Raw genomic sequence first — 24162 nt, 5'->3', positions numbered from 1 at the left:
GCACTCCATGTACCTACGTACATCTGAGCATCAACGTTTCAGAGCTGTTTTACGTACTCCTGAATTTTTAAAACTGCCGCTGCAACCGGAAGACTGACCGGGATATGTAAACCGTATTGCGGAGGTTCAAGGGTTTCAAACTGGGATTTGAGCAGGGCGGATGGCATAAAATGAGATTCCCGGCCCCGGATTCTTTCCAGTATTGTTTGATAATTTCCATGCAGGTATACCCAGGTGATACTGCCTTCGAGACCGGCCCCTAATCGTTTGCGATACCTCTCCTTAAGTGCGGAACACGCAATTACTGCCCCCTTGCTTTTGTGCTGCAGGGAGAGCTCATTCAGTCTGCTGAGCCACCCCTCCCGATCCGAATCGTCCAGGGGTAAACCGCCGGACATTTTTTCAATATTCTCAGGGGGATGAAAATCATCGCCATCAAAAAAAGGGAGCTCCAGACGTTCGGCCAGCACCCTGCCCAGGGTAGACTTTCCACAGCCGGAAACACCCATGATTATATATATTCTTTCTTTAGTGACCATGGAGGGATCTTATGTGATTTTCCACAAGTGCTATACCGGTCTCAGCAGGAGCATCAAAGGGAATCCAGAAAATATTCGGATCCCTGCGAAACCAGGTCCCCTGTCGTTTGGCAAAACGTCTCGTATTTCTTTTGATGTTCTCTATAGCGGTCTCCAAAGCAACCTCCCCGTCCAGATAGGCAAAGAGTTCCTGGTATCCTACGGTTTGCATGGCGTTCAGGTCCCGATATTGGCGTAATTCGATCACTTCATCCAGGAGGCCCTGTTCAATCATATGATCAACCCTCTGGTCGATTCTGCTATAGATCACCTCTCGTGGGGCATCGATACCCAATGCAATATGTTTGAAGCCCTGGGGTGATTTTGGTTTTCCCAGGAAAGAACTATAAGGCTTTCCGCTGGAGATACAAATTTCGAGGGCGCGAACAAGTCTTCTGACGTTTTGTAAGTCGACGATTTTGTGATATTCCGGGTCGACCTTATAGAGCAGGTCCTGCAAGGTCTTGATTCCCTCTTCGCGGTATTTTCGTTCAAGGTCCTCCCTCACACCGGGAGTCACCTCCGGGAATTCATCCAGCCCCCTGGTTACGGCGTCCAGATAGAGCCCGCTGCCACCTGCCAGGATAAGGTGGTCATGTACTTGAAAAAGGTCCGCAATACGCTCCAGAGCTTCCCTTTGAAAATCCCCGACAGTATAGGTTTCGAGAATGGATTTATGCTGTATGAAATGATGGGGAACGGCTTCTAATTCGGAGGCTGAGGGGACTGCCGTCCCAATGCGCATTTCGCGGTAAAACTGTCTCGAATCCGCGGAGAGGATTTCTGTTTTATAATGTTGTGCCAGGCGTATGGCCCACCGGGTTTTACCGATTCCGGTAGCTCCGCAAATCGAGATCAAATACTTGTCCATCAGAGCAGCTCTCCGCATTTGAAACAATGGGTGGCGTCATCTCTGTGGCCTTCCACCCCGCACGATGAGCAGGAGTGGGTATTGACATGGACCAGATTTTTGTCCTCTGCGTTCTTCCCCTTGCTTCCATGCTTGGCAAATTCCACCGTAACAATACCGGTTGGCACGGCAATGATCCCATACCCCAGGATCATGATCACTGTTGCGATAAACTGTCCCATGGTAGTCTGGGGCGCAATATCTCCATATCCCACAGTGGTAAGGGTAACAATCGTCCAGTAAATGCTTCTGGGGATGCTTGTGAACCCCGCTTCCGGACTTTCGATAAGGTACATCAGGGTTCCCATGATCACCGAAAGGATAAGCACAACGTAGATAAAAACGGCAATCTTCGTCCGGCTGGCCTTCAGGGCAGTGCCCAATTGAGAGGCTTCCCCAATATATTGGACCAGTTTGAGGATCCGAAAAATACGCAAAAGCCTGAAAGCCCTTACGGCCAGCAATACCTGGGAGCCGGCAACGAGATAGGAGAGGTAGAGGGGAATGGTCGAAAGAAAGTCAATGATGCCGTAAAAGCTGAAAATATAGCTGGTAGGTTTCCGGATACATATAATCCTGGCGATGTACTCAATGGTGAAAAAGATCGTCACGATCCACTCCATTGTGAAAAGGGTATCGTGGTATTTTTGATCGAATTCCGTAACGCTTTCCAGCATGACCAGCACCACACTCAGGAGGATCACAAATATGAGAATCAGATCGAACCCTTTGCCCATAGGCGTATCTGCCTCGTAAATGATTTCGTGAAGCTTATGTCTCCAATCTTTCTTTACTATGGTGTTTTTCAAATCAGGATCTTAGAGTTCAATAGCCTTCAGGATCGGTTTTTTATTCAGGAAATCGATCACCACATCCAGTGCCCCTGTGGAGTCGGATACAGGGGTAAGAAGGTTTTCTAAGATATGAATATTATTGATTTGGTGGTTTAATTCATAATAACCAATCCCCTTCACTTCTTTATCCTGCAGCCATATGGCCGACCGCTCCCCGTTTTTACGCCCTTTATCCACCAGCAAAAGTTGCCTTCCCTCAAGCGACATTGGGGTGCCGTTAACCTGGATCTGATTCCTTTCCGGCTTTACCGCAGATCTGAGGGGCTGGTTGTGGACGGGCTGATTGGTAACCAGTTCCATATGGGTTTTCAGCAATGCCATCAGCTCACTGCCCGTACGTTCAAATTGAACCTCCCGGGTCTCCTTTCTCAGACTCAGCCCGGGTTGATGTTCGCCTGTAAAGTGGGCGTTCACCGCAGCCTGCATATTCCTGCTGTTCCCCAGATAAATCAAAGCCCCTTCCTTGTTAAAGAGATAGTAGACTCCAATGTCCCGCGGTACGGAGGCCACGAGTTTGAGCTGTCGGGAAGAGAGTTCCCCGTGCTCTTCGGCCCGGATGACCTCCCTGAGAATGCCCTTTTTAATATCCCGGTTCATCAGGACCTGGAAGAGTTTTAATGTGGCAAGGGCATCGCCATTGGCCCGGTGTCTGTCGCTTACCGGAATGCCAAGGGATCGGACCAGTTTACCCAGGCTATGCGATTCTGCTTCCGGGATAAGCTGCTGTGAAAGGGCTACCGTACAAAGGGTCTGCCGTTGAAAATCGAATCCCAACCTCCGAAATTCGGTGCGCAGTATCCGATAATCGAACATCGCATTGTGAGCTACCAGGACCGTTCCTTCGGTAATCTCCACAATCCGCTTTGCCACCTGATAAAATTTTGGAGCCGTTCGAACCATTTTCGGGTATATTCCCGTCAACTTTTGTACATAGGGCTGAATTTCCCGCTCTGGATTGATCAGGCTGATAAAGGTGTCCACGACCTGGTCTCCGTCAAAACGATGGATGGCGATTTCTGTAATCGCTTCTTCGTTGTACTTCCCACCTGTGGTCTCTATATCCAGAATAGCGTACATAGTAATCTTTTTCCCCTCAGGGGGTATTTCGACTCCCAAAGATACTACTTCCCAAACGCACCATGGTACTGCCCTCCTCAATTGCCAGAAGGTAGTCCCCGCTCATACCCATGGAAAGGATATTAAAGGTCTCATCTCCTTTTCCAAGCGCATCGAACAGCGACTTGAGAAACCTGAATTCACCCCTTACCTGGGCCTGATCTTCCGTGAACGTAGCCATTCCCATAAGGCCCCGTACCCGTATGTTAGGAAGTTGTTTTGCTTTGATGATCTCCATTGCCTCGGCGATTTCGGCCTGATCAAAACCAAATTTTGTGGATTCGCTGGCAATATGGACCTGCAGCAGGCAATCCTGAATCCGGTCAGCCTGGGCAGCTCTTTTATTTATCTCCCTGAGCAATCGAAGGCTGTCAACACCGTGGATTAAGGTCACAAATCCCGCAATATATTTCACCTTATTTCGCTGTAAATGCCCGATCATATGCCATTGGATATCTTTGGGCAGCACTTCCCATTTTCCCACCAATTCCTGGACCTTATTTTCTCCGAAAACGCGCTGACCTGCCGTGTAGGCTTTCATGATATCATCTTCGCTTTTGGTCTTGGAAACAGCAACCAGGGTCACCCCGGGAGGAAGTGTTTTTACAATCTGCTGTAGTTTCTCGCTTATGCTCATAGGTCCGGGTTTTGGAAATCGTAAATAGTAAGCCCACTGGGGAGTTTGGGTTCGATGAAGGTGCTCTTAGGGGGCATTTTAAGCCCTGCATCTGAAATGGCCTTGAGTTCTTCAACGTCTACGGGAGTCATCCCAAAACCGATATCGAAGGTTCCCTTATCGATCAATTTCTTCATCTTGATGGCGTTCTGGCTCGCACAGATATAATGTATTCTGGAATCCTTCCTGAGATCCTGAACCCCGAAAAGTGGTTTTAAGACGGTTTGATACAGGATTTGGGTATCCAGCGCACTCAGAGGATCCGCAAAGGAATGGGAATGCTTCCTGAGCTTTAAAGCATAAAATTCACCCCGCAAATACATCGAAAACTCGTGTTTTTGTGAAGGCTCAAAAGGCATTGTGCCTTTTTCGTGAATCCTGAAGTGCCGATCCAGGCCAATCAGAATGTCATCCGTGTACTGATGGCCCACTCCCGAAAGTAACCGGCTAAAAGATCGGATTCTCAATTGGGACTGCGGGATGAGGTAACTCATAAAGTATCCGTAGGTGCCCGTTGCAGCAGGATTTGATATCTGCTGCATTCTGCGGGCAAGAAGGTCGGAGGAGGCGCTGCGGTGATGCCCATCGGCGATATACAAGGTCTCCACCTTGGCGAAGCCCTTCTGGATTCCCTCAATGCGATCCGGATCTGAAATAACCCACAATTGGTGTGTCACCTGGTCTGTTGTGGTGAAAAAATATTCAGGGGTCTCCTTCATGATGTCCCTGAAGAGGGAATCGAGCTGAGGTTGGTCAGGATAAGTGAGCAGGACGGGTTCAGCATTGAATTTCACAGTCTGAAGATAGTCGGCAAAGAGGGTTTCCCTATAGCTAAGGGTCTCCTCATGCTTGCGTATTACATCGTTCCGATAATCATCTGTGGCGGTAGCGCAAAAAATTCCACATGAGGTATAAGTATCTTGCTGTGTCCGGTATAGATAATAAGAAGGTGTCTTTTCCCGCATCAGGATGCCCTCTTCCATGAATTCGAGGTATCGATTGCGTACCATGGCAAAACGCCGGGCCCCATGTACTTCTTTGTGAAATTTAAAACCCGGGTCAATAATGTGGAGAAACGAAAAGGGATTATAGGCCATAACCGCTTTGCGTTCCTTGGGCCGGTACTCGTCATAAGATCGCGACACCACATGGGCCACTTTATCAGGGGCAGGACGTGTGGCCTGGAAAGGAATTACCTCAGCCATGGATTAGCTGAATTGCGCAGCTATTTTCTCTGCTTTTCTGGATTCGGAGTAATCGTAGAAACCTTCGCCCGATTTAACCCCGAGTTTCCCGGCCATTACCATTTTAACCAGCAGGGGGCATGGAGCGTATTTGGGATTTTTAAAACCATCATAGAGCACTTCCAGAATGGAAAGGCAGACGTCCAGGCCGATAAAATCGGCGAGCTGGAGTGGCCCCATGGGGTGGCCCATTCCCAATTTCATCACCGTATCGATTTCACCAACCCCTGCCACGCCGTGAAAGAGGCTTTCAATAGCCTCGTTGATCATGGGCATCAATATTCTGTTGGCTACAAAACCGGGGTAATCGTTCACCTCAGTAGGTATTTTCCCAAGTTTGGCCGATAGGGCCAGGATTTCTTCGGTCACCCGGTCGCTCGTATTGTAGCCCCGAATCACCTCTACGAGTTTCATTATCGGTACCGGATTCATAAAATGCATGCCGATGACTTTATCTGCCCGGTTGGTTACTGCCCCGATCTCGGTAATGGAAATCGAGGAGGTATTGGTGGCAAGAATCGTTTGTTCAGGACAATGGGCGTCCAACTCCCGGAATATTTTCTTCTTCAGGGTTACCTCTTCCGTGGCTGCCTCCACTACGAGATCTGCCTCCACAACTCCTTTGGCCAGATCTGTAAAGGTCTTTATATTATCAAGGGTGTCTTTAACCTGGTCGGAATTGAGTATTCCCTTGTTCAACATCCGATCCAGATTCTTTTCGATGGTGCTCAGGCCGCGTTCAAGGCTTTTTTCAGAGATATCCACAAGGTGCACCTTAAATCCATTTTGGGCAAATACGTGGGCAATTCCATTTCCCATAGTACCAGCGCCGATGACAGCTATATTTTGTATCATGATTTGGTATACAGTTATCTAATGTTATGCATTGAGTTTTGAAGTTTCAAAGGCCTGGATGATCCGCAGCGCCACATCAAGTGCACGGGCACCCTGTTCCAGTGGAACCGGGGGGGTGACGTCTTTTTCAATAGCAGTGGCAAGGGCTTCGAGTTCATCGAGGATCGGATTGTTTGCAACGATTTCCGGGTTCTCGAAATAGATCTGTTTTTTAGCTCCTTCTGCATTCTGCAAGACCATATCAAATTCCCCTGGTTCTTCCGGGGCATCTTTCATTTTTACGACCTCCACCTTCCGTTCCAGGAAATCTACAGAAATGTATGCATCGCGTTGGAAGAATCGGGATTTCCGCATGTTTTTAAGGGATATTCTGCTTGCCGTGAGGTTGGCTACACATCCATTTTTAAAGGCAATCCGGGCATTGGCTATATCCGGGGAATTACTGATTACTGAAACCCCACTTGCCTGAATATCTGCGACTTCCGATTGTACCACACTCAGGATAATATCGATATCGTGAATCATCAGGTCCAGTACCACGGGTACGTCGGTACCTCTGGGGTTGAATTCTGCTAGGCGATGGGTTTCGATAAACATCGGATCTGCAATCTGATGTTTGACAGCCTGAAACGCGGGGTTGAATCGCTCTACATGGCCAACCTGCCCCTTCAGTCCTTTGGCCTGTAATAGTGCGATAAGTTCCCTGGCTTCTTCCTGCGTATGTGTAATCGGTTTTTCAATAAAGACATGCTTGCCTTTTCCGATGGCTTTTTTAGCGCAGTCATAATGCGATAGGGTGGGGGTGACAATATCGACCACGTCGACCGCCTCGATGAGCGCGTTCATATTTTCATAGTAAGGAATACCGAATTCCTCGGATACGGCCTTACCCTGAATGATATCAGGGTCGTGAAACCCGATTAAATCATAACGGGAGGATTCTTTTAACAACCTCAGGTGAATTTTGCCCAAATGACCCGCCCCGAGAACGCCTGCTTTCAACATGTGATTTCCTGTTTTTTCAAAAATAATGATACTTTATGAGTTCCCCGCAGAATTGGCGTAGTTCCCGCCAACTATGGGTGTATAAAATTCAGGACCCGTCCCGAGGGGCAGTCAAAGCGTAAAAAATCCTTTTAGTGTTCCCGGGATTTTCTAAATTCGCATCAAACCTTGCATTCTTGAAGGATACGCTAAAACATAAAGGGAAACGAAACCAACTCGCCGATTTGGTTGCTTCCAAAGGCATTAAAAATGCTGATGTACTGGAGGCGATACGCACAATTCCGAGGCACCTTTTTATGGATAGCGGTTTTGAACATCACGCCTATCAGGACAAGGCATTTCCCATTGCCGCGGATCAGACCATATCACAGCCCTATACCGTGGCTTACCAGACTGAACTGCTGCAAATCAAGCCAGGGGATAAGGTTTTGGAAATAGGAACGGGTAGTGGTTACCAGACTGCCGTCCTTTTATTTTTAAAAGCTAAAGTCTATACCGTGGAGCGACAGCTCAGTTTGTTCAAGAAAACGAAATTGTTTTTTGAAAAAATGGGATATCGGCCGAAACGTTTTGTCTTTGGAGATGGCTATAAGGGAATGCCGGAAGAAGCTCCTTTTGACGGAATCCTTGTAACTGCAGGAGCTCCGAGAGTTCCTAAGGCGCTCCTCTCCCAATTGAAGATCGGAGGCCGGCTCGTCATTCCGGTAGGGGAGGACAGTCAGACGATGTTGCTCATTACGCGGAGTTCAGAAAAGGAATTCGAGAGACGGGAATGCGGTACCTTTCGTTTTGTTCCCTTGCTTGAAGATAAGAACTAAGCTTTCGCTTAATTGTTATAGGCTTTTTTGACCCGATCCAGTTGTCGTTTTGAATCCCGGTCTTTAATGGTCTCACGCTTGTCGTATTCTTTCTTACCCCGTGCTAAGGCGATTTTCATTTTGGCAAGCCCCCTTTCATTGATAAAGAGGTTTGTGGGAATGATGGTGTTTCCACTCGTCTTTACGGCCTTCTCAAGCTTTTTGAGTTCCTGCTTCTGAAGCAATAGTTTTCTGGAGGCTTTGGGCTGATGGTTGTAATGGGATCCGTGGGAATAGAGTTCAACCTGCATATTGATCACAAAGAGTTCCCCCTGCTCATTGAATTCGCAGAAACTCTCGGTGATGGATGCCTTGCCCTGGCGAATCGATTTGATTTCCGTACCGGAAAGCACAATGCCGGCTACATAGGTATCCAGAAATTCATAATCGAACCGGGCACGCCTGTTCTTAATGTTGATCCGCTTTTCCATAAGGCAAAAATAGCACAAAATAGGGGGAACGCTTTTTGAAAAAGGTGGGTCTGATTTAATTCACAGGAAAATAGCACCTTTGCATTTCAATTATTTTCGCAATGAACAGATTCCTGCTTTTGCCAATCGTACTGCTGACCTTTGCGTGCCAGTCGAGAAAAGAAACCGTTCCCGATGCCCAACAGATCGTAGATTGCGCCATTGAGGCTGCCGGTGGAGACCGCTACCACACCAGTGTGATACAGTTTACATTCCGGGACCGCCAATACCGCACCTTCCGGGAATCCGGTAAGCGGGTGCTGATGCGGATAACACAGACCGATTCTTCCCTTATTGAAGATCGGCTTGCCGGGGCTTCTTTTGAGAGAAAGATTGACGGGGTGCCTCAAGTGTTAGCGGACAGTACCCGTCAGAAACTGGCGGAGGCTGTAAATTCAGTGCACTACTTTGCGTATTTGCCAAACGGCCTGAATGACGCAGCGGTAAACAAGGCCTATCTGGGGCGTGTAACCCTTGAGGATTCTGAATATTACAAGGTTCAGGTCACCTTCGATCAGGAGGGGGGAGGAACGGACTACGAAGATGTATTCGTCTATTGGTTCAACGCCAGGACGTATTTGCCGGAATTTTTGGCGTATGAATACCATACCAATGGCGGTGGAAAGCGCTTTCGCAGGGCGTTTAACGAACGAGTGATCGGGGGGATGCGCTTTGTGGACTATAGAAATTACAAATACGAAGGCCCCTTGCCCGTAGCAGAACTGGATTCCCTTTACCTCCGCGATGCCCTGGAATTGCTATCCCTTGTGGAGTTAGAAAACGTAGAGGTTATTCCGGGCAATTACAATTAAAATGCAACCGCACAACGGAGTGGGTTTCTCCCACTAGCGTAACGATGAACAGGCTCCCGTTATCCGTGTCTTCCATGGCAGCGTAGGTTTCCGCTCCAATTAACCGGTTGACCATTGCAGGCGTTGAGTTGCTATGACCTACGATGAGTACATTTTTTCCCATGGTCTCAGCCTTGAAGCTCTCTATCCCCAACATTTCCGGATCGTAGTACGAAACCGTAATATCTTTTTTTACGGCTGAAGGCGCCGCAGTCATGGTAGTTCGGGCATAATCCGTGGAGTAAATGGCGTCCAGGGGGATATCGTCGAAGATCTCGGCCCAGTGCATCGCCCTTCCCAATCCCCGTTGATTGAGCTCCGGATCCTTGTTTTCGGGATCTGTCCGGTCCTTTTCCGCATGCCGGATAAGATAATAGGTTGAAACAACCGGGCTGACCTCGATTTTGGATTCGACCGGGGTATCCTTACAACCCCAAAACGTTAACAGGCAAATTCCTAAAAATAGATAAGGAAAAATTTTCATAATTGGTAGGTTTCCGTACATTTGAGACTCTCTCGAAAAGCGCACGCGCTAACAAATATAATATATTCATCTTCATTAATTCAATGCGGGGCTAATGGTTAAGAAAGGTATTATTGGGCTATTCTTCGCAATGTGCACAGCTGCTTTTACCCAGAGTCTTCAGTTGCCCCCGGATTTCAGACAACACAACCTGCAGGAATTCAACTCCAACCTGTTTAACCCGACGTATTCCCTGCGCCAGGATTATGAAAATCAGGTGGCATTGTGGTCGCGCTGGCAATGGCAGGGTATCGATGCTGACCCAACAACTTTGTACCTGAGTTACATGAGGAGCCAGGAACGCATGTCTTATGGTGCGGGGTTTATCCAGCACAATACAGGCTTGTTTCAACAGACTGGAGGAATGCTGAATTTTGCCTACAACTTACCACTTGGGGGAGATTTTAGTCTTGCCTTTGGGGTCAATGTTTTTGGGTATCAACAAGAACTGATAGACGACAGACTTGATCCGGGAGAACCCATACTTCCTATCGATGGTGAAGTGGATGATTTTGTTTTTCAGGTTATGCCTGGCATTGAACTTCAGATCAGGGAGTTTGCCATTGGTGTAACTTCGGAGAACATGCTGGATTACAACTTTACCGAAAGTGGCGCGGTGACGGAATCAGATGAGAAGGTTTTTAGTGTGATGGCGCGATACTCGTTCCCGGTTATGGAAAATAAGTCTGGGACCATGACCACCCTTGAACCCCTTGTTTACTATAGACGCGTTCCCGGATACGATAACCAAATGGGGCTGACTGCCCTTTGGTCTGCCCCATCTTACTGGGCCCAGGCTGGTTATAATAGTTTTTACGGGGCATCCCTGGGAGCAGGGGTGAGGCTATTTGAAATGGTGTCAATCGGTGCGCTAATGGAATTTGGTTCGAATGATAATCCGGTTGGAGGGAATACCAGTTACGAAGTAGTCATGGCATTCTCCTTTGGTCCGAGGAAATCAGACATCCTGCAGGAGGAAATCGAAGAGGAACTGCCCGAGGAGGATGCGGCTTTGACCGATGCTGAGCAGGCGGAACTCGAGGCTGAAATCGAAGCTCAGGAGCGCGCCATAGCCGAGGCGGCCCGCAGACGGGATTCGCTGGATGCCGTTGCCAGGGATCAGGAGCTTGCCCTTCAGCGCACAAGGGATTCCATTGCCAAAGCCGAGGAAGCAGCACTGGCACTCAATGAGGAGGTTGTCCCTGAAAAAGGTGAAAAATACCAGGAGGTGGATGAAGAAGGCCTGGAGCCCGGCTTCTACTTGATCACCAATGTCTTTGGGACCAAAAAGTATTATGAAGCGTTTATGAAGGAACTCGCTGACCGCGGCCTGGAGCCCAAGTCGTTCTATCGGAGTGCGAATAAATTCAACTATGTATACCTGCAGCGCTATAATAGCATTCAGGAAGCGCGTAAGGCACGTGACAGCAAGTTTGGCGGTCGCTATAAGGATGCACTTTGGATCTTCAGGATTCGATAAGGATCCGTTACCGTAATTATTTTTTGATTTCCTTTTGGATCAGGACCTCCAGATAGGCAGTAGTGTTAAAGAGGTATTTGCGATCACTCATTATGGTCGCCATAGCCACCGCACCCATGATCATCGTATAAAATTGTTTGGCGAACTGCAGGGGCGGGACAGGTAATTTCATTTCTCCGCTGTTCACCCCTTCTTCCAGCACCAGGGCAATCTTACCTTCTATGATTCTGGCGGTTTCCCGTGTTGCAGCCGCAAGGACGCGATGGTTGTGCTGAGCGTCAACCCCTGTATTGAGTATCGGACAGCCCCCCATTGAATTTGTAAATATATCGTAGGTCCTGTAGAAATTAATAAGGCGGTACAATTTCTCCATGGCACTGCCTTCCTTGCTGAGTACTTCATCGATAGCTCCTAAAAGCTTTGTGGTATTGTATTGAAAAGCTGACAAAGCGAGGGCATCCTTATTCTCAAAGTTCCCGTACAAGGCCCCTTTGGTGAGTCCTGTCGCCTCGGTAAGATCGCTCATACTCGTTCCTACATACCCCTGTCGGTTAAATATGGGAGCTACAGTTTCGATAATAAAGGCGGTAGTCCGCTCAGCTTTTGTACTCATGGAGGGGTTGGTTTTTGTCAGAAGTTAAAAATAGCATACTGCACGGTATAATGCAACTTAAAAAAGAACCCCCGGATTCAAAGGGAATCCGGGGGCTATTTACGGGGTTTCTTAAGGCTACTTTACAAGTTCATCCTCATTGCGAAACACGAGTTCATTTTCAAAACTATCGATCAATACAATGCTCTCGGGGTGAACGCTGCCTTTGAGGATCTCCCTCGAAAGGTTATTCAGGACTTCTTTCTGTATGGTCCTTTTAATCGGGCGTGCCCCATACTGAGGATCAAATCCTTTGTCCGCTAGATACGCAATGGCCTCTTCAGTGGCGTCAACAGTGATATGCTGCTCAGCAAGCATCTTCTTCAAGTTTTCGATCTGTAGTCGAACCACCTGTTTGATGTCCTCTCTATTGAGCGGTGTAAACATGATGATGTCATCAATCCGGTTGAGGAACTCCGGACGGATGTTCTTACGCAACAGTTCCAGGACTTCCGTCCGTGCATGCTCTGATGCGGTCTCCATATCCGGATACTCCTCAAACTTCTCCTGAATGATATGGCTACCCATATTACTGGTCATGATTATGATGGTATTCTTGAAATCGGCAACCCTTCCCTTATTATCGGTAAGCCTTCCTTCATCGAGTACCTGAAGGAGGGTGTTAAAGGTATCGGGGTGGGCCTTTTCTATTTCGTCCAGTAATACCACGGAATAGGGCTTGCGCCTCACTGCCTCTGTCAATTGTCCCCCTTCGTCATAACCGACATATCCGGGAGGTGCTCCTACCAGACGACTGACCGAATGCCGTTCCTGATATTCGCTCATATCTATGCGCGTAATGGCATTTTCATCGTCGAACAAATAGGCTGCCAGGGTTTTGGCCAACTCGGTTTTCCCCACTCCGGTAGTTCCTAAGAAGAGGAAGGAGCCTATGGGTTTCTTGGGATCGTGCAGTCCGGCCCGGCTGCGCCGGATCGCATCGGAAACAGCCCCAATGGCTTCATCCTGTCCGATAACTCTTCTGTGCAGGACGTCTTCCAGGTTCAGAAGTTTTTCCCTTTCGCTTTGGAGCATTTTGGTAACCGGGATTCCCGTCCATTTGGCCACAACCTCTGCAATATCATCGGCAGTGACTTCTTCTTTTATTAAAGTTCCCGAAGCTTGCTGCTCGGCAAGATCCTGTTGAAGGGTTTCGAGTTTTATCTGGGCATCTTTGATCTTTCCATAGCGCAGTTCAGCCACCACACCATAATCTCCGTTTCGCTCGGCCCGTTCTGCCTCCTGCTTGTAATCTTCGATATCCTGTTTGGTCTTCTGAATGGAATCGACCACACTCTTTTCCTGTTCCCATTGGGCGAAAATAGAGGATCGCTCTTCTTTCAGGTTCGCCAGTTCGGCATTCAGGGTTTTAAGCTTAGCGGGGTCATCTTCGCGTTTAATCGCTTCAATCTCAATCTCCAGCTGCATGATCCTCCGATCCATGGCGTCCAGTTCTTCAGGTTTGGAATTGATTTCCATCCGAAGTTTTGAAGCGGCTTCATCCATCAGATCAATGGCCTTATCGGGCAGGAAGCGGTTTGTGATATACCTTTGAGAAAGCTCAACGGCAGCCAGTACAGCTTCATCTTTGATCCGCACCTTATGGTGGGTTTCGTACTTTTCCTTTAATCCTCTCAGAATGGAAACCGCACTTTCTGTATCGGGTTCATCCACAGTGATCTTTTGAAAGCGACGCTCCAGAGCCTTGTCTTTTTCAAAGTATTTCTGGTATTCATCCAGGGTAGTCGCGCCGATTGCCCTTAATTCCCCTCTCGCAAGAGCGGGTTTAAGGATGTTTGCAGCGTCCATGGCCCCCTGGCCCCCACCAGCACCTACAAGGGTGTGGATCTCATCAATGAACAGGACGATGTTTCCATCAGAGCCTGTGACCTCCTTGATGACCGATTTGAGGCGCTCCTCGAATTCCCCTTTATACTTGGCGCCTGCAATCAGCGCCCCCATGTCGAGGGAATAAATCACTTTGTCCTTCAGGTTTTCAGGGACATCCCCCTGAATAATCCGGTGTGCGAGACCTTCGGCAATTGCCGTTTTACCTGTTCCGGGTTCTCCAACCAGCATGGGATTATTTTTCGTCCTTCTGGATAGTATTTGAAGAATGCGCCTGATCTCTTCATCCCTTCCAATTACCGGGTCGAGTTTCCCACTATCCGCCAATTCATTGAGGTTTCGCGCGTATTTATCGAGTGAATTATAGGTGTCTTCGGCGCTTTGGGAGGTTACCTTGCCCCCCTTTCGCAGGGCTTCAATACCCGCCTTGAGATCTTTTTCCGTGATCCCCTGATCTTTAAGGATACGGGCTATTTTGCTTTTTGATTTAAAAATGGCCAGTACCAGATGTTCTATTGAAACGAATTCATCGCCCATATTCTTGGCGATAATAGCGGCTTCGTTAAGGGTTTTACCCGCCTCGCTGGAGAACATGAGATTTCCTCCGGATACTTTTGGGAAACTTTCGAGTTCTTTTTCGAGGATTTGCGCAACCATAGCCTCGTTCGCAGTGAGTTTTTTTAATAGAAAAGGAAGCACGTTTTCATCTGTGAGTGAAATCGCCTTGTACAAATGCTCGTTCTCAACCTGCTGATGCCCGAGCTCCTGAGCCAGCTGCTGCGCCTGCTGAATCGCTTCCTGTGATTTTATGGTAAAATTATTTATGTTCATTATTGTTATCTTTAGATTCCTGATTTATTACGGTAGGCATAGGGCAAGAATCTTACCATCCCATATCAGGCGACAGAATGACAGTAAAAAAACATTTTTACACGTCAAATAGGCAGTTATAATTGCGTTTTATGAAGTTATTCAAGACCCTTTTTGGATTACCTGACGAGGTGTCAAAGGACGGGCAGGAACCTGTATCCTGGCTGTATTTAGAAAACATTGCGGATTTGAATCGCATCGATGAGGGTCGAAAGTCCAAACCGCAAGTCGTGTTCAAACATTCGACCTCCTGCGGTTTAAGCGGTATGATGCTCAGAAGGTTTGAAAAACAGTGGGCGGCTTCAGGAGACCTGGCCGATTTCTATTTCCTGGATTTAATCCGATATCGCGAGCTGTCCCGGGAAATAGCCCAGCGCTATGGTGTCATGCATCAATCTCCTCAGGTTTTGGTTCTGGATAAAGATGGCGTCTTCAAACATGTCTCACATGGGGATATCGGCATGCTCAGTCCGGACGATTTACAACAAAACCCGGCCTGAGCCGGGTTTCAAATTCAGAATATCTGACGATGTTCCTATTGGAATCGCTGATTCTTTAAAATATTTTTAATCCTGTTTTTTATGTCTTCTCCTGCGTTGTACACCATTTCTTCATCCGTCGGAAAAGGAACAGCGGCAAGACCCAGTCTGGCGACTAAATCATTATCCAGGGCGCGCCGGTCACCATCGTAGTTCGCATAGATATGCTGAAACTGAAACTCGCTTGTTAGCGGATAGGAGTTCAGCGACTGACGGGTACGCAAGTCCACAAAATTTACGTTTCCAACAACCTGCGCAATTTTCTGCTGGGTGAATTCGTAGTAATTGCAACGCACGGTCCTCAGGCGATCAATAACGATTCGGTTCCCGAGACTATCCCGGACGACATTGCCCTCTTCATCGATGAGGTCCTGAGTGCCATCTTTGATCTGACGCTCCTTAATGACCTGCCTCTCGGAAACCTGTTCCGGTGAGATTACAATATCGCGAAAGGCAACCTGCATTTCGTAGTCATAATCGATTTCATCCAACGGGTTGGTATGGTAGGCAGTCCATAAACTATTCAGGCCATAGGTGTTGAAATTCAGTAAGTCCGCTTCGAGGCGTTCCGGGATGATTTGCTGGGAATCGTTGATCATACGAACCTTAACATAATCCAACCCATTCTGATAGGCATAATCCATCTGATCCCGGGTGTCTGCATATCCCGGATTGATTTCATTGAGGTATTTAAAGTCCTCGTAGGCTTTGCGGAACTCCCATTTCTGGGTAGCATTACCCAAAATTTGCGAGGCATTCTCATACAGGTAGGATGAGAGGGATTCCTGAACAGCCAGGAGTTCATTCTCGTAATTTGGAAAGCTAAACCGCGCCTCCCGATTTTCTTCGTAAATGGGTAATGGGAGTAGCGGGCGGATCCGATTCTGAACATTCCGCATTTCACTATACCTTTTATAAATTTCTTCTAAATGGGCAGGATTTCCGTCCTTCTTCAGGAAATTGATTTGCTGCTCCTCGAATTCGATATATTTCGCATAGGCTTCTTCGAGAAGTACCACATACGACTGTTTGTTCTTTCGAGTTTTGTTTTCGGCCAATTCCATGACCGAAGAATTGATAGCTTGGAGATAATTCCCTGTATTCAGGGCTTGCTGCGTTTTTTTGACACCTCCGCAGCTATAGACGAATGCCAGGAGCATTACGATGATAATGGATCGTTTCATGGTTATTTCGATTTGGGTTTAATGGCATAATTCAATAGGCATGCCAAAACCAGTCGAAACTAGAACGAAAATCGATAAGAGTTAGTATATACAGGTCGAAATCACCCGAAGCGCTATCTGGTCTCGCCTTTAGGGGTTAAGGGGGGCAGGAGTTGGGATCGCACCTCCCCGAACCCGATACGCAAACCGTCTCTTTTGCAGTATCCCCTCAGGACCACGGTGTCCAGGTCGTCGATAAATGTTCGGGTTTCTCCATTCTTCAGGGTAAGGGGTTTACTGCCCATCCATGCGAGTTCCAGCATGGAGCCATAGGAATCCTCAGTTGTTCCCGAGATCGTACCGCTACCCATCATATCGCCACTGTTGATCTTACACCCGTTGATGGTATGATGCGCGAGTTGCTGCGCCATAGTCCAGTACATATACCGGAAGTTGGAATGGCATATGGTATTGGTTTCTCCGGATTCCGGAATCAGGTCTACTTCCAGTTCGATATCAAAACTTCCCGGCCCCTCCTGCCTTAAGTAGGGAAAGGGTTTGGGGTCTTGCTCAGGACTTTCAACCCTGAAAGGCTCGAGGGCATCTAGGGTAACGATCCAGGGAGAAATCGATGAGGCAAAACTTTTACCCAAAAATGGTCCCAAAGGCACGTATTCCCATTTCTGTATGTCCCGTGCACTCCAGTCATTGAATAAAACCAGGCCAAATATGTAGTCCTCGGCGTCATTAACAGGAATGGCTTCTCCCAATTTGTTTGCATCCGTGGTGATAAAGGCCATTTCCAATTCAAAATCCACTCTCTGGGAAGGACCGAAAACCGGTGTCTTGGAGTCTTTGGGCAACGTCTGCCCATAGGGCCTGCGAATCGGCGTTCCACTAGGGATTATGGTCGAACTGCGTCCGTGATAGCCCACGGGTATGTGGAGCCAGTTGGGCAGGAGCGCATTTTCCGGATCCCGGAACATCTTTCCGACATTTGTAGCGTGCTCCCTGCTGGAATAAAAATCTGTATAATCCCCGATCTGTACCGGTAATTGCATTTCGATCTCTTCCAGGGCAAAGAGGATGATTTTTTTATGCGCTTCGTTCTTTTGCAATTCTTCGTTGTGAATATCGAAGATCTCGGCAATACGGTTTCGAACGGCCCTCCAGGTCTTTTTGCCATCGGAAATAAAATCATTCAGGGAATCCTGAAGAAAAATATCATCAGTCAGCGGAATATCCCTCAGGTACCCCAATTGATGCAATGCTCCCAGGTCAATGGCCATATCCCCGATGCGCGTGCCTATAGTGATGACGTCATCCCGGGTGAGAAAAACCCCAAATGGGATATTCTGAATTGGAAAATCGGAGTCTGAGGCAACCGGCAGCCAAGAAACACGGCTCGGATCGTTCGCTTTTATAGGCATGGACAAATGTTAATTGATGTTTAATAAATTCCTTCTCAAAGATATTATTTTATCTGGTTTAACCCGACTCAATTTGTACTTTTACCCGATCCAAAAACACCGTATTACCTATGGAAAGAGACCTGGAGATCTTTGAACTGATCCAAGCAGAAGAAAGGAGACAAATTAACGGTATAGAACTTATTGCCTCAGAGAATTTCGCAAGTCCTCAGGTTATGGAAGCTTCGGGATCTGTACTGACCAATAAGTACGCCGAAGGATACCCGGGTAAAAGGTATTACGGGGGGTGTGAAATTGTCGATCAGGTAGAGCAGATCGCTATCGACCGGGCAAAGGAGCTCTTTGGGGCTACGTATGCCAATGTGCAACCCCATTCGGGATCACAGGCCAATGCCGCGGTCTATCAGGCCATCTTAAAACCCGGAGATACCATCCTGGGCTTCGATCTTTCTCATGGAGGACACCTCACGCACGGTTCTCCGGTAAATTTCTCAGGTAAGTTATACCGTCCCGTTTTTTACGGCGTGGATCAGGAGACCGGACTGTTGAATTACGACCGGATTGCTGAAATTGCAAGGAGTGAAAAACCGAGTCTGATCATCGCTGGGGCATCGGCCTACTCGAGGGACATGGACTTTGCGCGCTTCCGTGAAATTGCAGATGAGGTGGGCGCCTTCTTGCTTGCAGATATAGCCCATCCCGCCGGCCTTATTGCAAAAGGAATTCTAAGCGACCCGGTTCCCCATTGCCATTTTGTTACCACCACGACGCATAAAACACTGAGAGGGCCCAGGGGCGGACTGATCCTAATGGGGTCCGACTTTGACAATCCTTTTGACATTCGGCTCAAATCGGGGGCACTGAGAAAAATGTCGGCACTTATTGATCTTGCGGTCTTTCCAGGGAATCAGGGTGGGCCCCTGGAGCATATTGTAGCTGCCAAGGCTATAGCCTTTGGACAGGCCATCAGTGATGATTTCCTCCATTATATGATACAGGTACAAAAGAACGCGAAGGCCATGGCCAAAGCATTCACCGATAAGGGATACCACATCATTTCGGGAGGCACAGATAACCACATGATGCTCATCGACCTTCGAAATAAAGGTATCACAGGTAAGGCGGCAGAAAAGGCATTGGTCCTGGCAGATATCACAGCCAATAAGAATATGGTTCCTTTTGATGATAAATCGCCCTTCGTTACCTCCGGAATTCGCTTCGGAACCGCTGCCATTACGACCAGGGGCCTAAAAGAGGGCGACATGGAGGGAATCGTGAAATGGATCGATCAGGTCCTTACCGACCCTGAATCCGAAACAGTGGCAACACGTGTGAAAAAGGAAATCAACGCATTTATGGGAGACAGGCCTCTTTTCGCAGGGTAGCCATCCGATATAGTTGGGGTCTTATTCCAGCGCGCTGATCATTTCTGCAGGTACCCGAACGGGTTTACCCGATTTAGCATCCAGCAATACCCAAATAGTCTCACAGGTAACAAGGGGGGGCTCCATTCCCTTTCGCGTTATATGTACGTGGCGCTCCGACTTGGCCCCTTTGGCCGCTTTGATAAAGGTACTGATGACGAGTTCTTCCCCGAGAAATGCTGGTTGGTGATACCGGATCAGGTGACTGTGGACGACCCAAATATAATGCATATCCCATTCCGGCAAACTTAGTTTTTGCCAGTGTGCCTTTGAAACCTGCTGCACCCATTCCAGGTATTGCACATTATTCACATGATTCAGGTCATCCAGGTGTTCGGGAGCTACGGTAACGTTTATATGGAAAGTGTTCATTAATTTTTTTTGGAAATCCGGACTTCAAAAAGGGTGTCCCAGTTTTTTCCCGTCACGAAAAAGGTCTGTCGCTGCGGATGGTAGGCTACGCCGTTAAAGACATCCAGGTCAGGGTGTTGTCCGACTTTTTCTTTCAGGCCCCCGAAATTCACAACTCCTTCAATGGCCCCGGATTCTGCATCGATAATCATCATACTTTCTTTCTGCCAGACATTGGCATAAAGCTTGCCCCCGACATATTCCAGCTCATTGGCCTTATTGAAAACCGATTTATCGGTAACCGTCTCCAGGTATCCGGTTTCCTTCAGCGTGGCCGGATCCAGGATCCAGATACGCTGGGTGCCATCGCTTTTGAAAATACGTTTTCCGTCATTGGTGAGTCCCCAGCCCTCTTTGCTTTCCCCGTATTGAAAGCTGCCGAGCTTTTGAAGTGTTTTACGGTCGTACATAAAACCGGTCCCGGCCTGCCAGGTAAGCATGAAAATGGTGTCGTTCAATACCGTAAGGCCTTCTCCGAAATATTGATCTTCCAGATCCGTTTTCTGCAGGACCTCACCAGTTTGATAATTAACCTTGCGCAGGGAAGAGGTGCCCCTCCGACCTGTGCTTTCATAAAGGGTGTCCCGATAAAATTCAAGTCCCTGGGTAAAGGCTTTGGGGTCGTGCGGGAAGGTATTTACAATTTCATAAGTATACAGCGCAGGCCTGCTTTCAGCTAAAACCAGTAACTCCCTGGAGACCGTAACGTTCCGGCCCTCTGAAAATATTTTGGCCTGGAGGTTTTTGGTTCCCAGTACAGGGGAATTCAGGGTAAGGCCTCCGGCTTCCAGCGTGACCGGGCTGCCGTCCAATACATATACAATGGAGTCAATCGGCAAGTTGGCCCGATTCTTAAGCTGGACACCAACGGTCTGGCCTTGTTGGAGCTTTTTGGCATTCCCCTCGATTTCAAGTGAAAAGTTCTTGGAAAGATCGGTTTCACTGCAAGCCAGAAAAAGGCTTAAGACCGAAAATGAAAAACAGAATTTTAATACAGTCATGATGCTAAATTACACATGTAAATGCATTGTCACAAACACAAAAAGAATGTATATTTGCATTCGGCAAGTCCTACACGACTAGCTCCTGCAGAATCCCCCAGGGTGGGAACGCAGCAAGGGTATGTGGTCGTAGCAGTGCGATGTAGGTAGCTTGCCGTTTTTTTATGCCCTATACTCAGGTTTTAAACCCTTGCCGGTCACTGCTTTCAAAGGCTTTTTTAGTATTTTGCGCTTATGAAACCACCTGCTGAAGTTGTTCTCATTACAGGGGGCTCTTCCGGAATTGGAAGATGCATTGGACGCTTTTTGAAGTCCCAGGGCTATATCGTATATGGCACGGCTCGGAATCCTCTGAAATACCCTGATTTTAACGATTTTCCACTTCTCAAAATGGATGTTCAGGAATCAGCTTCCGTTCGGGAGGCTGTGGAAGCACTGATTCGAAGGGAAGAACGTATTGATATCCTGATCAATAATGCAGGTGTTGGTATTACCGGACCCCTGGAGGAGACACCGCACAGTGCAGCCCTCAATGCATTTGAGACAAACCTCCACGGGCCATTGCGGATGATTCAGGAAGTGCTGCCACATATGAGGGAACGTAAAAAGGGCTTTATTCTGAATATCACATCGGTTGCAGGTTATATGGGACTGCCCTTCCGAGGAATTTACTCTGCCACCAAAGGTGCTCTGGAACTGGTAACCGAAGCCTACAGGATGGAACTCAGGGCATTCGGCATCCGAATGAGTAGTCTGGCCCCCGGTGATTTTGCCACCAATATCGCCTCTGGTCGTTACCACAGCCCGATTCTCGAGGATTCCCCTTACCGCGACACCTATAAGCATAGCCTCTCCTTGATGGATGAACATGTGGGTGAAGCAAAACCACCGGATGCCGTAGCGCACAAAGTTTTTCAAATCCTCAGGAAGAAAAATCCCAGTGTGCATTATACGGTGGGAAGCCCACTTCAGCGATTCTCCATAACGCTCAAAAAACTCCTTCCGGACAAATTGTATGAACGACTCTTGTTAAATCACTATAAGTTGTAATTTTGCCGCTCGATAGTGCTGGAATTACCCACCTTAAAACCTTTATATCATGAAATTTTTTATCGATACTGCAAATTTGGATCAGATTCGGGAGGCCGAAGAACTCGGCGTTCTGGACGGGGTTACCACAAACCCCTCCTTAATGGCTAAGGAAGGGATTACGGGTAAGAACAATATTCTGAAGCACTATGTCGAAATCTGCAATATCGCTCAGGGTGACGTGTCTGCCGAGGTAATCGGGACCACCTTTGACGAAATGATCAAAGAAGGGGAGGAGCTTGCTGATTTGCACGAACAAATCGTCGTAAAAGTTCCAATGATTCGCGACGGTGTCAAAGCGCTGAGGTACTTTTCCCTAAATGGTATCCGAACAAACTGCACCCTGGTTTTCTCACCCGGGCAGGCACTTTTGGCTGCGAAAGCAGGAGCTACCTATGTATCCCCGTTTATAGGGCGCTTGGATGATATCTCCTCAGATGGTTTAAGGCTTATAGCTGAAATTCGGGAGATTTACGACAACTATGCCTTTGAGACCCAAATTCTGGCTGCCTCTGTTCGCCATGCGATGCACATAATCGATTGTGCCAGGTTGGGTGCGGACGTGATGACAGGGCCACTCTCTTCAATTGAAAGCCTCTTAAAACATCCGCTAACCGACAGCGGTCTCGAAAAGTTTCTGGCTGATTATCGAAAAGGGAACGCGTAGACCTGTATGGATTTCGAATGCCCCGGGCTAGAGTTGTGCCCAGGTGTTTTATTGCACTTTTTACTCCCTCTTATCCGGGTATCCGGAAGCGTTAGAACGAAGTGTTGAGGTTGGCAAAACCATTGACAATCTTCCCGTTTCTGGCAACGATACTCTTGTAGGGGTGATAAACCACCAGCGTATGGGCGAAGTCTTCAAAATCCTCAGCCCAATATTGATCCTCCGCATTCAGTCCGTAGGTAGAAACCATTGAATTCCAACGGGCTTTCTCCGTGCGCAGGCAGATCCCAACAAACCGATATTCCTTGTATTCCTCTTTCAGGGAGCCTATTCTACGGGTGATATTGGCCAGGTGATGTTGCTGTGGGCCGGACCAAAAGTAAAAGACGACCGGACCGGCTCCTGCGATATCCCGGAGACTATGGACTTTCCCTGCAGCATCTTCCACCGTCAGATCGGGCATTACCTCATCTGTACTCAGTTTTCGGATCGCCTCGCTCAGGGCATCGATTTCCTGATTATGCCTGTTGTTTTCAGATCGCTTGTGAAAATCGGACATAAACTGATCCAGGTTCTCCTGAGAGTCATACTTGAGTAAATAGTCAAATGCGACCGTTCTAAAAAGGTTGTCCCTCAATTCATCCCCGGTAACCAGACTATCTATCAACTGCAGTTGGTGCTGATTGAAATGGAGTTGATTACCCACCTTATTATCCGAGCTGATTTCACAGGCTTTTTTACACCCCATATAAGCGAGATTTCCAATATGGAAAATCATAAAGTCGTGATATGGCTTGAGGAAGGTCAGGCTGGGATCATCATAGGTCACCTCTGACCTGTACGCGTAGAAATCCTCCGGAAGCTCATGCACCCCTTTGGCATCTCCGGTTAGTTTGCGGTGCCAAAACGGGTATTTTTCTTTGTAGTAGTAATTCTTGTAGAGGATACTGGCCTTGGCCGTGTGATAGGCACCCTCTGTTATGGGGAATTCGGTTTTGAGCTCATCGAGTTGTCTCAGCTTTCTGGCCTTGAGGGAATCCAGCTTTACGCTGAAGGCCGATGGCTCCATCGGAATGAACATTTCGCGGATCAGGTTTTCTTCTCCTTCAGATTCGAGAAAGAAATCGATGAGAAAATTGTTTACCCCTTCTCCAGAACCTGAAAAGACGAGGGATTCATCAAAGGCAACTGTATTTAGGCGGACCTGAATGCTGTCCCCCTGTTCGAGGTAGATATACTGGAACTCTGGTCGGTGAAAGAAATTGTAGAGTCCGTTTTCAAGGGAATCAATGCGGAGCACGAACCGGTTCTGCGCATCAAGCAGGGCAGAATCCAAAGGCTCTTCCCCTTTAAAAAGAATGACGTAAGGGTCGGTTGGGTTTACAATTTCCCCCGAAATGTATACAGGATTGGAGTCTTCTACTGCTTCCTGACACCCCCATACCCCAACTAAAATAAGCAACGATAAAAATCTTATCATAGAGTCTTTCCACATGGAATCAATTACAAAGCTAAAGAAAGCGGGATAGGCCCCTTGTTAAGAGCTAGTTAAAAGTACCTCCTAAAGACGGGTCAATCTGTTATTTGGGTATCTGCTATGGGCTGGTTCCGGTTTAATTTTACGTATTTTTGCCAAAATTTTAATGCTC

Annotated in this window: 24 protein-coding genes and 1 other RNA gene; 8 read left to right on the top strand and 17 right to left on the bottom strand. The window is 47.8% G+C overall.

What is annotated here, in order from left to right:
• Positions 1-38 precede the first annotated feature (38 nt).
• The 8 genes from QU605_RS10685 to QU605_RS10650 form a co-directional block, all read right to left on the bottom strand.
• Positions 39-539 carry a gluconokinase gene (locus tag QU605_RS10685; protein ID WP_289725298.1) on the bottom strand — a complete coding sequence of 167 codons (501 nt, stop codon included), beginning with the start codon at positions 537-539 and terminating at the stop codon, positions 39-41.
• Complete coding sequence (gene miaA, locus QU605_RS10680; protein WP_289725297.1) at positions 529-1449, bottom strand: tRNA (adenosine(37)-N6)-dimethylallyltransferase MiaA; 921 nt, start codon at positions 1447-1449, stop codon at positions 529-531. Before miaA ends, QU605_RS10685 begins: the two co-directional genes overlap by 11 nt.
• Positions 1449-2225, bottom strand: coding sequence for an ion transporter (locus tag QU605_RS10675; protein WP_289725349.1), 777 nt, complete (start codon positions 2223-2225; stop codon positions 1449-1451). The genes miaA and QU605_RS10675 overlap by 1 nt, the downstream gene beginning before the upstream one ends.
• An 81-nt stretch (positions 2226-2306) precedes the next feature.
• Positions 2307-3419, bottom strand: a complete 1113-nt coding sequence (locus QU605_RS10670; RefSeq protein ID WP_289725296.1) for an exonuclease domain-containing protein — start codon at positions 3417-3419, stop codon at positions 2307-2309.
• Positions 3420-3435: 16 nt separating this feature from the next.
• Complete coding sequence (locus QU605_RS10665; protein WP_289725295.1) at positions 3436-4095, bottom strand: YggS family pyridoxal phosphate-dependent enzyme; 660 nt, start codon at positions 4093-4095, stop codon at positions 3436-3438.
• Positions 4092-5339 (bottom strand): DUF1015 domain-containing protein, encoded by a 1248-nt coding sequence (locus tag QU605_RS10660; protein WP_289725294.1) that lies wholly within the window; start codon positions 5337-5339, stop codon positions 4092-4094. Before QU605_RS10660 ends, QU605_RS10665 begins: the two co-directional genes overlap by 4 nt.
• A 3-nt stretch (positions 5340-5342) precedes the next feature.
• Entirely contained in the window at positions 5343-6230 is an 888-nt protein-coding gene (locus tag QU605_RS10655; RefSeq protein WP_289725348.1) for a 3-hydroxyacyl-CoA dehydrogenase family protein, read from the bottom strand.
• Between the two features lie 27 nt (positions 6231-6257).
• Entirely contained in the window at positions 6258-7238 is a 981-nt protein-coding gene (locus tag QU605_RS10650; RefSeq protein ID WP_289725293.1) for a Gfo/Idh/MocA family protein, read from the bottom strand.
• A 176-nt stretch (positions 7239-7414) separates the two neighbouring features.
• On the opposite strand from QU605_RS10650, the gene QU605_RS10645 reads away from it, so the two are divergent.
• Entirely contained in the window at positions 7415-8056 is a 642-nt protein-coding gene (locus tag QU605_RS10645) for a protein-L-isoaspartate(D-aspartate) O-methyltransferase (RefSeq protein WP_289725292.1), read from the top strand.
• 8 nt (positions 8057-8064) lie between these two features.
• Here the strand turns inward: QU605_RS10645 and smpB are convergent, their stop codons facing one another.
• Positions 8065-8526 carry an SsrA-binding protein SmpB gene (gene smpB, locus QU605_RS10640; RefSeq protein ID WP_289725291.1) on the bottom strand — a complete coding sequence of 154 codons (462 nt, stop codon included), beginning with the start codon at positions 8524-8526 and terminating at the stop codon, positions 8065-8067.
• A gap of 101 nt (positions 8527-8627) precedes the next feature.
• On the opposite strand from smpB, the gene QU605_RS10635 reads away from it, so the two are divergent.
• The gene (locus tag QU605_RS10635) at positions 8628-9377 is read left to right on the top strand and encodes a DUF6503 family protein (RefSeq protein ID WP_289725290.1); all 750 of its coding nucleotides are present in this window, start codon (positions 8628-8630) and stop codon (positions 9375-9377) included.
• Here the strand turns inward: QU605_RS10635 and QU605_RS10630 are convergent.
• Positions 9355-9900 (bottom strand): SixA phosphatase family protein, encoded by a 546-nt coding sequence (locus QU605_RS10630; protein ID WP_289725289.1) that lies wholly within the window; start codon positions 9898-9900, stop codon positions 9355-9357. The two genes, QU605_RS10635 and QU605_RS10630, sit on opposite strands and share 23 nt — an antisense overlap.
• Before the next feature lie 94 nt (positions 9901-9994).
• On the opposite strand from QU605_RS10630, the gene QU605_RS10625 reads away from it, so the two are divergent.
• On the top strand, positions 9995-11419 hold the full coding sequence (locus QU605_RS10625) for a PorP/SprF family type IX secretion system membrane protein (RefSeq protein ID WP_289725288.1): 1425 nt from the start codon (positions 9995-9997) through the stop codon (positions 11417-11419).
• A 16-nt stretch (positions 11420-11435) separates the two neighbouring features.
• On the opposite strand, the gene QU605_RS10620 is transcribed toward QU605_RS10625, so the two are convergent.
• Together QU605_RS10620 and clpB are read right to left on the bottom strand one after the other, a co-directional pair.
• Complete coding sequence (locus QU605_RS10620; protein ID WP_289725287.1) at positions 11436-12032, bottom strand: TetR/AcrR family transcriptional regulator; 597 nt, start codon at positions 12030-12032, stop codon at positions 11436-11438.
• A gap of 117 nt (positions 12033-12149) precedes the next feature.
• Positions 12150-14750: an ATP-dependent chaperone ClpB gene (clpB, locus tag QU605_RS10615; RefSeq protein WP_289725286.1), complete on the bottom strand. Its 2601-nt coding sequence runs from the start codon at positions 14748-14750 to the stop codon at positions 12150-12152.
• Between the two features lie 131 nt (positions 14751-14881).
• On the opposite strand from clpB, the gene ytxJ reads away from it, so the two are divergent.
• Entirely contained in the window at positions 14882-15289 is a 408-nt protein-coding gene (gene ytxJ, locus QU605_RS10610) for a bacillithiol system redox-active protein YtxJ (protein ID WP_289725285.1), read from the top strand.
• A gap of 35 nt (positions 15290-15324) precedes the next feature.
• On the opposite strand, the gene QU605_RS10605 is transcribed toward ytxJ, so the two are convergent.
• Both QU605_RS10605 and fahA read right to left on the bottom strand, forming a co-directional pair.
• A complete protein-coding gene (locus QU605_RS10605) occupies positions 15325-16512 on the bottom strand; it encodes a hypothetical protein (RefSeq protein ID WP_289725284.1) in 1188 nt (395 codons plus the stop codon).
• A 113-nt stretch (positions 16513-16625) separates the two neighbouring features.
• A complete protein-coding gene (gene fahA, locus QU605_RS10600) occupies positions 16626-17921 on the bottom strand; it encodes a fumarylacetoacetase (RefSeq protein WP_289725283.1) in 1296 nt (431 codons plus the stop codon).
• A 110-nt stretch (positions 17922-18031) separates the two neighbouring features.
• On the opposite strand from fahA, the gene glyA reads away from it, so the two are divergent.
• Positions 18032-19306 carry a serine hydroxymethyltransferase gene (gene glyA, locus QU605_RS10595; protein WP_289725282.1) on the top strand — a complete coding sequence of 425 codons (1275 nt, stop codon included), beginning with the start codon at positions 18032-18034 and terminating at the stop codon, positions 19304-19306.
• A 21-nt stretch (positions 19307-19327) separates the two neighbouring features.
• Here glyA and QU605_RS10590 read toward each other — a convergent pair whose 3' ends face one another.
• Positions 19328-19717, bottom strand: a complete 390-nt coding sequence (locus QU605_RS10590) for an acyl-CoA thioesterase (protein WP_289725281.1) — start codon at positions 19715-19717, stop codon at positions 19328-19330.
• Complete coding sequence (locus tag QU605_RS10585) at positions 19717-20757, bottom strand: glutaminyl-peptide cyclotransferase (RefSeq protein WP_289725280.1); 1041 nt, start codon at positions 20755-20757, stop codon at positions 19717-19719. Before QU605_RS10585 ends, QU605_RS10590 begins: the two co-directional genes overlap by 1 nt.
• 61 nt (positions 20758-20818) lie before the next feature.
• Here QU605_RS10585 and ffs point away from each other — a divergent pair.
• The 3 genes from ffs (at position 20819) to fsa (ending at position 22513) form a co-directional block, all read left to right on the top strand.
• Positions 20819-20917: signal recognition particle sRNA small type (ffs, locus tag QU605_RS10580), an RNA gene on the top strand.
• Between the two features lie 74 nt (positions 20918-20991).
• Positions 20992-21807, top strand: coding sequence for an SDR family oxidoreductase (locus QU605_RS10575; RefSeq protein WP_289725279.1), 816 nt, complete (start codon positions 20992-20994; stop codon positions 21805-21807).
• A gap of 49 nt (positions 21808-21856) precedes the next feature.
• The gene (fsa, locus tag QU605_RS10570; RefSeq protein ID WP_289725278.1) at positions 21857-22513 is read left to right on the top strand and encodes a fructose-6-phosphate aldolase; all 657 of its coding nucleotides are present in this window, start codon (positions 21857-21859) and stop codon (positions 22511-22513) included.
• A gap of 91 nt (positions 22514-22604) precedes the next feature.
• Here fsa and QU605_RS10565 read toward each other — a convergent pair whose 3' ends face one another.
• Positions 22605-23993 carry a TlpA family protein disulfide reductase gene (locus QU605_RS10565; protein ID WP_289725277.1) on the bottom strand — a complete coding sequence of 463 codons (1389 nt, stop codon included), beginning with the start codon at positions 23991-23993 and terminating at the stop codon, positions 22605-22607.
• Positions 23994-24162 lie beyond the last annotated feature (169 nt).

This window comes from Robiginitalea aurantiaca (genome assembly GCF_030380815.1).
Classification (GTDB): Bacteria; Bacteroidota; Bacteroidia; order Flavobacteriales; family Flavobacteriaceae; genus Robiginitalea; species Robiginitalea aurantiaca.
The sequence above is the reverse complement of the archived record's forward strand: the minus strand, read 5'-3'. Positions and strand labels throughout refer to the sequence as shown.